Source organism: Shinella sp. (genome assembly GCF_049651085.1).
GTDB lineage: Bacteria > Pseudomonadota > Alphaproteobacteria > Rhizobiales > Rhizobiaceae > Shinella.
This window is the reverse complement of sequence record NZ_JBASBL010000028.1, coordinates 1-9,879: the sequence shown is the minus strand read 5'-3', so window position 1 is coordinate 9,879 and position 9,879 is coordinate 1. Positions and strand designations below refer to the sequence as shown.

Annotated in this window: 9 protein-coding genes; all 9 read right to left on the bottom strand. The window is 63.8% G+C overall.

Annotation, left to right across the window (positions count from 1 at the left end; genetic code table 11):
- A partial coding sequence (locus WA950_RS20645; protein WP_424552703.1) for a sugar phosphate nucleotidyltransferase occupies positions 1 to 89 on the bottom strand: 89 nt, incomplete at its 3' end.
- A gap of 215 nt (positions 90 to 304) precedes the next feature.
- Complete coding sequence (locus WA950_RS20640; RefSeq protein ID WP_424553618.1) at positions 305 to 712, bottom strand: F0F1 ATP synthase subunit epsilon; 408 nt, start codon at positions 710 to 712, stop codon at positions 305 to 307.
- A gap of 122 nt (positions 713 to 834) precedes the next feature.
- Positions 835 to 2,367 (bottom strand): F0F1 ATP synthase subunit beta, encoded by a 1,533-nt coding sequence (gene atpD / locus WA950_RS20635; RefSeq protein ID WP_424553617.1) that lies wholly within the window; start codon positions 2,365 to 2,367, stop codon positions 835 to 837.
- 26 nt (positions 2,368 to 2,393) lie between these two features.
- Positions 2,394 to 3,275: a F0F1 ATP synthase subunit gamma gene (locus WA950_RS20630; protein WP_424553616.1), complete on the bottom strand. Its 882-nt coding sequence runs from the start codon at positions 3,273 to 3,275 to the stop codon at positions 2,394 to 2,396.
- Positions 3,276 to 3,376: 101 nt separating this feature from the next.
- Positions 3,377 to 4,906 (bottom strand): F0F1 ATP synthase subunit alpha, encoded by a 1,530-nt coding sequence (gene atpA / locus WA950_RS20625; protein ID WP_424553615.1) that lies wholly within the window; start codon positions 4,904 to 4,906, stop codon positions 3,377 to 3,379.
- Entirely contained in the window at positions 4,906 to 5,472 is a 567-nt protein-coding gene (locus tag WA950_RS20620) for a F0F1 ATP synthase subunit delta (RefSeq protein ID WP_424553614.1), read from the bottom strand. Before WA950_RS20620 ends, atpA begins: the two co-directional genes overlap by 1 nt.
- A gap of 260 nt (positions 5,473 to 5,732) precedes the next feature.
- Positions 5,733 to 6,116 carry a DUF4345 domain-containing protein gene (locus tag WA950_RS20615; protein ID WP_424553613.1) on the bottom strand — a complete coding sequence of 128 codons (384 nt, stop codon included), beginning with the start codon at positions 6,114 to 6,116 and terminating at the stop codon, positions 5,733 to 5,735.
- Positions 6,117 to 6,220: 104 nt separating this feature from the next.
- The gene (locus tag WA950_RS20610; protein ID WP_424553612.1) at positions 6,221 to 8,425 is read right to left on the bottom strand and encodes a primosomal protein N'; all 2,205 of its coding nucleotides are present in this window, start codon (positions 8,423 to 8,425) and stop codon (positions 6,221 to 6,223) included.
- Between the two features lie 58 nt (positions 8,426 to 8,483).
- A complete protein-coding gene (locus WA950_RS20605; RefSeq protein ID WP_424553611.1) occupies positions 8,484 to 9,620 on the bottom strand; it encodes an AAA family ATPase in 1,137 nt (378 codons plus the stop codon).
- Positions 9,621 to 9,879: the final 259 nt, after the last annotated feature.

The window sequence follows — 9,879 nt, the reverse complement described above, 5'->3', positions numbered from 1 at the left end:
AACTGCTTCGGCGCCGAGGCGCGCGACAGGGGCCAAAGGCGCGTGCCCTTACCGCCGGCCATGATGACGGGTACGATCTTGCTGCTCATCCATTCCATCCTGATGCTTGAAACCCGCCTTCATGGCGGCTCGCGTTTTCCAGCAATCTTGCGCAGGGGCGTAAAGAAACCGGAAATCGCCCTGAAGTTGTCGACCTAAGAGACGGCTTTCTCGCCGCTAAGGTAAAGAGGACCTTGCCGATTGCCAGGCAACAAAAAACCCGCCGAGGCGGGTTCAATGTCAGCATGGGCCGGATCGTCGATGATCAGACCGGCATTACGATGCCCTGAAGCGTCGTCAGTTCGGCCAGATAGGTCTCGATACCGAACTTCTGGTCATCCGACTTGACGTGATCGAGTTCCTTGCGGGCTGCCTCGATGCGGCGGCCGATATCGTCACGGTTGAATTCGTCGACATGGACGGCCGATTCGGCCAGCAGCGTGCAGCCGGTCGGGATGATGTCGGCGAAACCGCCGAAGACCACGTAGCGGTCCTTCTTTCCGTCGGCGAACTTCACGGTGACGATACCCGGCTTGATCGTCGTCATGGTCGGCGCATGGTTGGCCATGACGGTCATCTCGCCCTCGGTCGCCGGGATGACGACTTCGCTGACGCTGCCGGAAACCAGCAGGCGCTCGGGGGAAACGAGTTCAAAGTTGAAACTGTCAGCCATGACCATTCACTTCTTCTGATTTCATACGGCCGGAGTGCAATTCCGGGGAGAGCGCAAAGCAGCTTTCCGTCCGGCACTGCGAGACTGTGGCGGGCGCCCTTGCCGGGCGCCCGTCAAAAACATCAAGCGGCTTCGGCAGCCAGCTTCTTGGCCTTCTCGACGGCTTCTTCCATGGAACCAACCATGTAGAAAGCAGCTTCCGGAAGGTGATCGTACTCGCCGTTGACGAGGCCCTTGAAGCCCTTGATCGTGTCTTCGAGAGCGACGAGCTTGCCCGGCGAACCGGTGAAGACTTCGGCAACGAAGAACGGCTGGGACAGGAAACGCTCGATCTTGCGGGCGCGGGCAACGGCGATCTTGTCGTCTTCCGACAGTTCGTCCATGCCCAGGATCGCGATGATGTCCTGGAGCGACTTGTAGCGCTGCAGGGTCGTCTGAACCTTACGGGCGACTTCGTAGTGCTCTTCGCCGACAACCATCGGGTCGAGCATGCGCGAGGTCGAGTCGAGCGGGTCAACGGCCGGGTAGATACCCTTTTCGGCGATCGAGCGCGACAGAACGGTCGTTGCGTCAAGGTGGGCGAACGAGGTTGCCGGCGCGGGGTCGGTCAAGTCGTCGGCGGGAACGTAGATGGCCTGGACCGAGGTGATCGAGCCCTTGGTCGTGGTCGTGATGCGTTCCTGCATCTGGCCCATGTCCGTGGCGAGCGTCGGCTGGTAGCCCACGGCCGACGGGATACGGCCGAGAAGTGCGGACACTTCCGAACCTGCCTGGGTGAAGCGGAAGATGTTGTCGACGAAGAACAGAACGTCCTGGCCCTTGTCGCGGAAGTCTTCAGCGATCGTCAGACCCGTCAGAGCGACGCGAGCGCGTGCGCCCGGCGGTTCGTTCATCTGGCCGTAAACGAGGGCTGCCTTGGAGCCTTCGCCGCCGCCGTGCTTGTTCACGCCGGATTCGATCATTTCGTGGTAAAGGTCGTTGCCTTCGCGGGTACGTTCACCCACGCCTGCGAACACCGAGTAACCACCGTGCGCCTTGGCGACGTTGTTGATCAGTTCCATGATCAGAACGGTCTTACCGACGCCTGCGCCGCCGAAGAGGCCGATCTTGCCGCCCTTTGCGTAGGGAGCGAGAAGGTCGACGACCTTGATGCCGGTGACGAGGATCTGCGCTTCCGTCGACTGCTCGACGTAGGACGGTGCGTCCTGGTGGATCGCGCGCTTGCCGGCGGTGACGAGCGGGCCGGCTTCGTCAACCGGCTCGCCGATGACGTTCATGATGCGGCCGAGCGTTTCCGGGCCGACCGGAACGGTGATCGGAGCGCCCGTATCGGCGACCGGCTGACCGCGGACGAGACCTTCGGTCGAGTCCATGGCGATCGTGCGAACGGTGCTTTCGCCGAGGTGCTGGGCAACTTCGAGAACGAGGCGGTTGCCGTTGTTGTCGGTTTCCAGCGCGTTCAGGATCTGCGGCAGGTCGCCGTCGAAGGCGACGTCAACGACGGCGCCGATAACCTGGGTAACGCGACCGGTTGCACCGGCGGCAACAGCTGCCGGAGCTGCGGCCTTGGTTGCAGCGGCGGTCTTAGCCGCCGGCTTGCGAGCAGCCGGCTTCTTTTCCGCTGCAGTTTCCTTCGGGGTAGCTGCCTTAGCCATATCTCTTACCCTCTTTGTCCTGGTCCTTAGAGCGCTTCAGCGCCCGAGATGATTTCGATGAGTTCCTTGGTGATCTGAGCCTGACGCTGACGGTTGTAGTTGAGCGTCAGCTTGTTGATCATCTCACCGGCATTGCGGGTCGCGTTGTCCATGGCGCTCATTTTGGCACCCATTTCGCCAGCGACATTCTCGAGCAGGGCCCGGAAGATCTGGACGGAAATGTTGCGCGGGATGAGGTCACCGAGGATCGCGCTGGCATCCGGCTCGTAGTCGTAGATCGCCGCGGCGCCATTCGTCTCGGCAACGACCGCGGGAGCGGAGGCCGGAACGAGCTGGAGTGCGGTCGGGATCTGCGAGATGACCGACTTGAACTCGGAATAGAACAACGTGCAGACGTCGAACTCGCCCTTCTCGAACAGGTCGATGACCTTGCGGCCAACCTGGTCCGCGTTCTCGAAGCCGACGCGCTTGACTTCACGCAGGTCGACGCGGTCGATGATCAGCGATGCGAATTCGCGGCGCAGAATATCGAAGCCCTTCTTGCCCACGCAGATGATCTTGACCGTCTTGCCGCTCGCCAGAAGCTTGCGGGTATGGTCACGCGCCAGACGCGCGATCTGCGAGTTGAAGCCGCCGCAAAGACCGCGTTCGGCCGTGCAGACGACGAGCAGATGAACATCGTCCTTGCCGGTGCCGGTCATCAGACGCGGCGCAGAATCGTCCTGGCCGACAGCCTGGGCGATGTTGGCAAGCACGGCGCTCATGCGCTGCGAATAGGGCCGGGCGGCCTCGGCCGCTTCCTGGGCACGCCGAAGCTTTGCCGCGGCGACCATTTTCATCGCCTTGGTGATCTTCTGCGTCGCCTTGACGGAGGCGATCCGATTTTTCAGATCCTTAAGTGAAGGCATCCGTTTTCCGTCCTGTAACACGATCCCAGAGGATCATGCGTCAATCCAAAATTCGTGGACCGCCTGCGCGCCATGGGCGCGCAGGACGAGAACCGTGAGCCTTAGCCGAACGACTTGGCGAAGGTATCCAGAGCAGCCTTGAGCTTGCCCTTGGTATCGTCGCTGATCGCCTTGTCGGTACGGATCGTGTCAAGGATGCCCTTGCCCTCGGAGCGCATGTAGCCGAGCAGACCCTGCTCGAATGCGCCAACCTGGGAAACGGCGATCTTGTCGAGGTAGCCGTTGACGCCGGCGAAGATCACTACGACCTGCTCTTCCGTCTTCAGCGGCGAGAACTGCGGCTGCTTCAGGAGTTCGGTCAGGCGTGCACCGCGGTTGAGCAGGCGCTGCGTCGAGGCATCGAGGTCCGAGCCGAACTGGGCGAAGGCTGCCATTTCGCGATACTGGGCGAGTTCGCCCTTGATCGAGCCGGCAACCTGCTTCATCGCCTTGATCTGAGCGGACGAACCCACGCGGGAAACCGACAGACCGACGTTAACGGCCGGGCGGATACCCTGGTAGAACAGGTCCGTTTCAAGGAAGATCTGGCCGTCGGTGATCGAGATCACGTTGGTCGGAATGAACGCCGAAACGTCGTTACCCTGGGTTTCGATGACCGGCAGAGCCGTCAGCGAGCCAGCGCCCATGTCGTCGTTGAGCTTTGCAGCGCGCTCGAGGAGACGCGAATGCAGGTAGAAGACGTCGCCCGGATAGGCTTCGCGGCCCGGCGGGCGGCGCAGCAGCAGCGACATCTGACGGTAGGAAACGGCCTGCTTGGAAAGGTCGTCGTAACCGATGAGGGCGTGCTTGCCGTTGTCACGGAAGTATTCGCCCATCGCGCAACCGGCAAACGGTGCGAGATACTGCATCGGCGCCGGGTCGGAGGCGGTTGCAGCAACGATGATCGAGTACTGGAGAGCGCCACGCTCTTCGAGAACCTTCACGAACTGGGCGACGGTCGAACGCTTCTGGCCGATAGCGACGTAGACGCAGTACAGCTTGTCGCCGTCCGGGCCGTTGTCGTGGATCGCCTTCTGGTTCAGGATCGTGTCCAGGATGATCGCGGTCTTGCCGGTCTGGCGGTCACCGATGACCAGCTCGCGCTGGCCGCGGCCGACCGGGATGAGGGCGTCGATGGCCTTGAGGCCGGTCGACATCGGCTCATGCACCGACTTGCGCGGGATGATGCCCGGAGCCTTGACGTCAACGCGCGAGCGCTGCTTGGCATTGATCGGGCCCTTGCCGTCGATCGGGTTGCCGAGCGCGTCGACGACGCGGCCGAGCAGTTCCGGACCGACCGGCACGTCAACGATGGCGCCCGTACGCTTGACGGTGTCGCCTTCCTTGATGTCACGGTCCGAACCGAAGATAACGACACCAACGTTGTCGCTTTCGAGGTTCAGCGCCATGCCACGGATGCCACCCGGGAACTCGACCATTTCACCAGCCTGAACATTGTCGAGGCCGTAAACGCGGGCAATACCGTCACCGACGGAGAGCACCTGGCCGACTTCCGAGACTTCCGCCTCTTTGCCGAAATTTTTAATCTGATCTTTGAGAATTGCGGAAATTTCCGCGGCGCGGATATCCATCAGCCGACCTCTTTCAGTGCAAGCTTAAGGGTAGAAAGTTTGGTGCGAAGGGAAGTGTCGATCTGGCGGGACCCGACCTTGACGATCAGACCACCGAGAATGGACGGGTCGACGGTGACGGAAATCGCCACGTCTTTGCCGGTGACGCCTTTCAGCGCCGCCTTCAATTCGTTTTCCTGCGCTGCGGTGAGCGCATGGGCCGAGGTAACGTCGGCCGTGATTTCGCCGCGGGCGCGGGCCGCGATGACGCGGTATGCCTTGATCATGCCCGGGACTGCAAAGAGGCGGCGATTTGACGCAACCACCTTGAGGAAGTTTGCCACGAGGCCGGTGATGCCGGCCTTGGCGGCAACGGCAGCGATGGCCTTGGTCTGATCTTCGGCGGAGAAGACGGGGCTGACAATCAGCCGCCTCAGGTCTTCGCTCTCATCGATCATCACCTGGAAACGGGCGAGATCGGCACCGACACTGGCAGCCGAACCGGCTTCCTGCGCGAGGTCGAAAAGCGAAGACGCGTATCTTTCTGCAACACCGGAAACAAGCTGGGATGTGTCTGCCACGGGCACAAGCTTCTCTTCTTTTCATCCAGAATTCAGGGCGGTAGCGGAGCTACAGTCCTAACAAACTGAAATCGTTGCGGTAATCTTCAGCTCCCACAGGCTGTTTTGCCCGCTTTTTCTGAATTTCGCGGTTCGTCTAGCATACGAAACCGGGACTCGCAACACGCCGGAGGCAGGAATGAGCCATAAGTCGGCCATAGTCAGAGCAAAAGTTGGCTGCGCGGACTATGTTCTGCCGCCTCGCCGGCTGCAAAGCCGGTTTTCGCCTAGAGGAAACCGAAGGCATAGCCGAGCGGAAGGGCGGCAAGAACCGCCTGCACGGCGAGCACGAGGAGGTTCTTCATCGTGAAGGAGCCGTCCGACATCAGCGAGAGGATGCGGCCGAAAGCGGCGATCGCAAAACCGCCGCCGATGGCCATGTAGATCCAGTCCTGCGCCATCATCAGCGCAACGATGGCGAGCCCCGCGTAGAAACCGCCGGTCGAACGGACGAAGGCAAAGCCCTCGTGGCTGCCTTCGCGGGCCTGCAGCCCCGCCAGCTTCAATGCCGTGCCCGGGGCGAAGAGCGCGAAGAGGCCGAGGAGCGCCGTTGCGACGGCCGCGCAGAACGCCAGGAACTCGCCCGTTTCGGTAGGGATGTAGAATTCCATCTTGCCGTCTCTCCCGTCGGTGCCTCTCGGCCCTCTATCGCACAGGCGCCGGAAGGGCAGAAGCCGGCGCGCCGAATTCACACAACTCTTTGTTAACCATGCCGTCAGAGGAAGCTCTGCGGATCGATGTCGAGCTGCACCTGCAGGGAGGCCCGTTCTTTCGGTCCATTGGCCAGCATGGTGCGCAGGAAGGTCTGCATGTCGCTGCCCCGCCTTCCGTGCACCAGCAGGCGGAAGCGATGGCGGCCGCGCACCAGCGCCAGCGGCGCCTCTGCCGGACCAAGAACCGAAATGCCGTCGACATGGGGCGCCGCCTGCCGCAGGCCGCGCGCATGACCCTCCGCCTCGACGCGGGTATCGGCCGACACGATGACCGAGGCGAGCCGCCCGAACGGCGGCAGCAGCGCCTTTTCCCTTTCGCCGATTTCGCGGTCGTAGAAGGCCTGCGCGTCGCCGGAGACGATGGCCTGCATGACCGGATGCAGCGGCTGATAGGTCTGGATGAGGCCGTGGCTCTTGAGGCCGGAACGTCCCGCGCGCCCCGTCACCTGCGACAACAGCTGGAACGTCCGCTCGGCCGCGCGCGGATCGCCGTTTGACAGCCCTAGATCCGCATCCACCACGCCAACCAGCGACATCAGCGGGAAATTGTGTCCCTTGGCGACGAGCTGTGTGCCGATGACGATATCCGCCTCGCCGCGCGCGATCGCCTCCAGCTCCAGCCGCAGCCGCTTGACGCCCATCAGGTCGGAGGAGAGCACGATGGTGCGCGCCTCCGGAAAATGCCGTTCCACCTCTTCCGCGATGCGCTCGACACCCGGACCGCACGCCGCGAGGTGATCGAAGGTCCCGCATTCAGGGCAGGCATCCGGCGTGCGCTCGGCATAGCCGCAATGATGGCACTGTATCTGCCCGCGGAACCGGTGTTCGACGAGCCAGCTGGAGCATTGCGGGCACTGGAAGCGATGGCCACAGACGCGGCACAGGGTCAGCGGCGCATAACCGCGCCGATTGAGGAAGAGCAGCGCCTGCTGCTCCTTCTCGATGGTGCGGGCGATGCCGCGCAGGAGGACCGGCGAGAGAAACCCGCCGCGCGCCGGCGGATGGCGGCGCATGTCGACGAGATGGAGGTCCGGCAGCGCCGCATCGCCAAAGCGCGTCGGCAGGTGCAGCTTGCGATAGCGCCCGACATCGCTGTTGACCCGGCTCTCGACCGAGGGCGTCGCCGAGACGAGCACGGCCGGGAAATCGCCGATGCGCGCGCGCACCACCGCCATGTCGCGCGCATTGTAGAAGACGCGGTCTTCCTGCTTGTAGGCCGGATCGTGCTCTTCATCCACGATGATGAGGCCGAGATTCTCGAAGGGCAGGAAAAGCGCCGAGCGCGCGCCCGCCACGACCCGCACATCCCCGGTCGTCACCTGCCGCCAGACCTTTTCGCGGGTGCGCGGGGCGAGATCGGAATGCCATTCGGCCGGCTTTGCGCCGAAGCGGTCCTGGAACCGCTCGAGAAAACTCGCCGTCAGCGCGATTTCCGGCAGGAGGATCAGAACCTGCCTGCCCTGCCGCAGCGTCTCGGCGATCGCCTCGAAATAGACCTCCGTCTTGCCCGAGCCGGTGATGCCGTCGATCAGCGAGACGGAAAAGTCGCGCTTGCGGACGCTCTCGATCAGTTCCGCCGCGCTATCCGTCTGCGGCCCCTGAAGGCGCGGCTCCACATAATCGGGATCGGGCGCGGCCACCACCGGCGCTGGCGGCAGGAAGACCGTCTCGAACGTACCCTGCTTCACAAGCCCGTCGACGACGCTCGTCGAGGTGCCGGACGCATTGGCAAGGCCCGAACGCGTCCATGGAAGACCGTCCTCGACCAGTTCCAGCACCCGTTCGCGCGCGCTCGTCAGCCGCTCCGGCCTGTGCCCGGTAAAGCGCAGCCCCTCGATCATCGGTTCGGGATCGAAGGCGGCCGGCGCCCGCAGCGCCATGCGCGCGACGAGGCCGGGAGGCGTTACCGTATAATCGGAGACCCAGTCGAGAAAATCGCGCATCTCCCGGGAGAGCGGCGGGCAATCGAAAACCTTCGTGATGGCGCGCAGCTTCTTCGGATCGACCTTGCCGTCATCCCCGCCGTCCCACACGACGCCCGCCACCAGACGCGGCCCGAGCGGCACCTGCACGATCGAACCCGGCTGGACCGCCATGTCCTCCGGAACCGTGTAGGAATAGGGCACGGGCGTCGGCACCGGCACCAGCACGGGCACGGTGCGCGGAAACAGTCGGTCCCCGAAAAGGTTGATCGAATCGCTGCTCATCGCCCGCGAACATGCCCCCGCGGCCGCATGAAGAAAACCGCTAAGATCGCCGATCCGCTCATTCGTCTTCCTCGGCCATTTCGCCGGTCAGCCGCATGCCGTCGATCCAGGTCGCCCCGTCATTGCGCACGACGCGCTTTGCCCGCACGCCGCAGCGCGTCTCGACCTCCCGCGCCAGCCGCTCGGAATGGGTCACGATCCAGAGCTGGCTGCGCTCGGCCGCCTGCGCGATCATCCCGGCAAGCGGCGACAGCATGTCGGGATGGAGGCTCGCCTCCGGCTCGTTGAGCGCGATCAGCGGCGGCGTGCGATAGGAAAGCAGCGCGGCGGCGAGCGCCAGAAACCGGATCTGCCCGTCGGAAAGCTCGCGCGGCTGGAAGACGCGCTGCGGAAACTGCGGGAAGATCAGCCCGTAGGAGGCGAACTCCTCGGGCTCCGGCACGAAAAGCCGCGCACCGCCGAAGGCGTCCGCCACGGCCCTGTCAAGGTTCACCGTATCCTCGCGCGTCCATGCCAGCGTGGCGAAGACCGCGGCCATATTGGCCCCGTCCTGATCGAGCAGCGGCGCGGTCACGGCAAGGCAGGGCTGGCGAAGCGCCGAATCGCGATCCGAACGGAAGCCGTGGAAGAAGCGCCATTGCGAGACGGCGCGGCGGAAGGTGCCGATCTCGGGGTAGTGCCCGGCATCGCCGAGCAGCGCGATGGCCGTTTCCGACGTTAGCGCCTGCTCGGGATATTCGACCATGCGGCCGGTCTCGTCGCGCACCAGGATGCCAGGCCCGGCGCGCTTCATCACGGTCACCGGCCGGCGCCCGGTCTCGATGGAAAGTTCTTCCGCCTTGACCTGCGGCTCGAAGGTAAAGCCGGCCGCCGCCTTCGGCGGGCGCAGGCCCGCCTCGACGCGATAGCGGAAGGTGATGGCGCGATCCTCGTCGAGCAGTTCCGTTTCGAGGCGGATGCGCACCGGCTCACCCGCCCGCCGCCTGCCCGTCCAAAGCGCCGAAGCCATGCCGCCTTCCGCCGCGACCTCATGGGCGAAGGTGCCACGCACCGCCGCCTGAACCAGTTGCAGCGAGCGGTAGAGATTGGACTTGCCCGCCCCGTTTTCGCCGACGAACAGGTTCACCCGCCCGAGATCCATGCGGATCGAGCGAAGCGAACGGTAATTCTCGGCAGACATGGAACGCAGCAGCATGAAACCGACCCGGTTGCGAAGAGAGACCGTCTCTATACCCGCCACCTTGTCTACAGGAAGGCAGCCCGCTTTGCACCGCCGCGCAACACATCTTCCTTCCGTGAGCGGGCGCTAGGGCTACGCCGCCAGAGGCTCCATTCCAATCGCGTTCAATACATAGCGCTCGACTTCCTTCGAGCAGGAGCGGTCGCCCGGTATGTGGAAGACCCCCCGGATCACCGCATAGCGCTCTTCCGCCGATGCGGCGGTTTGCAGCTCG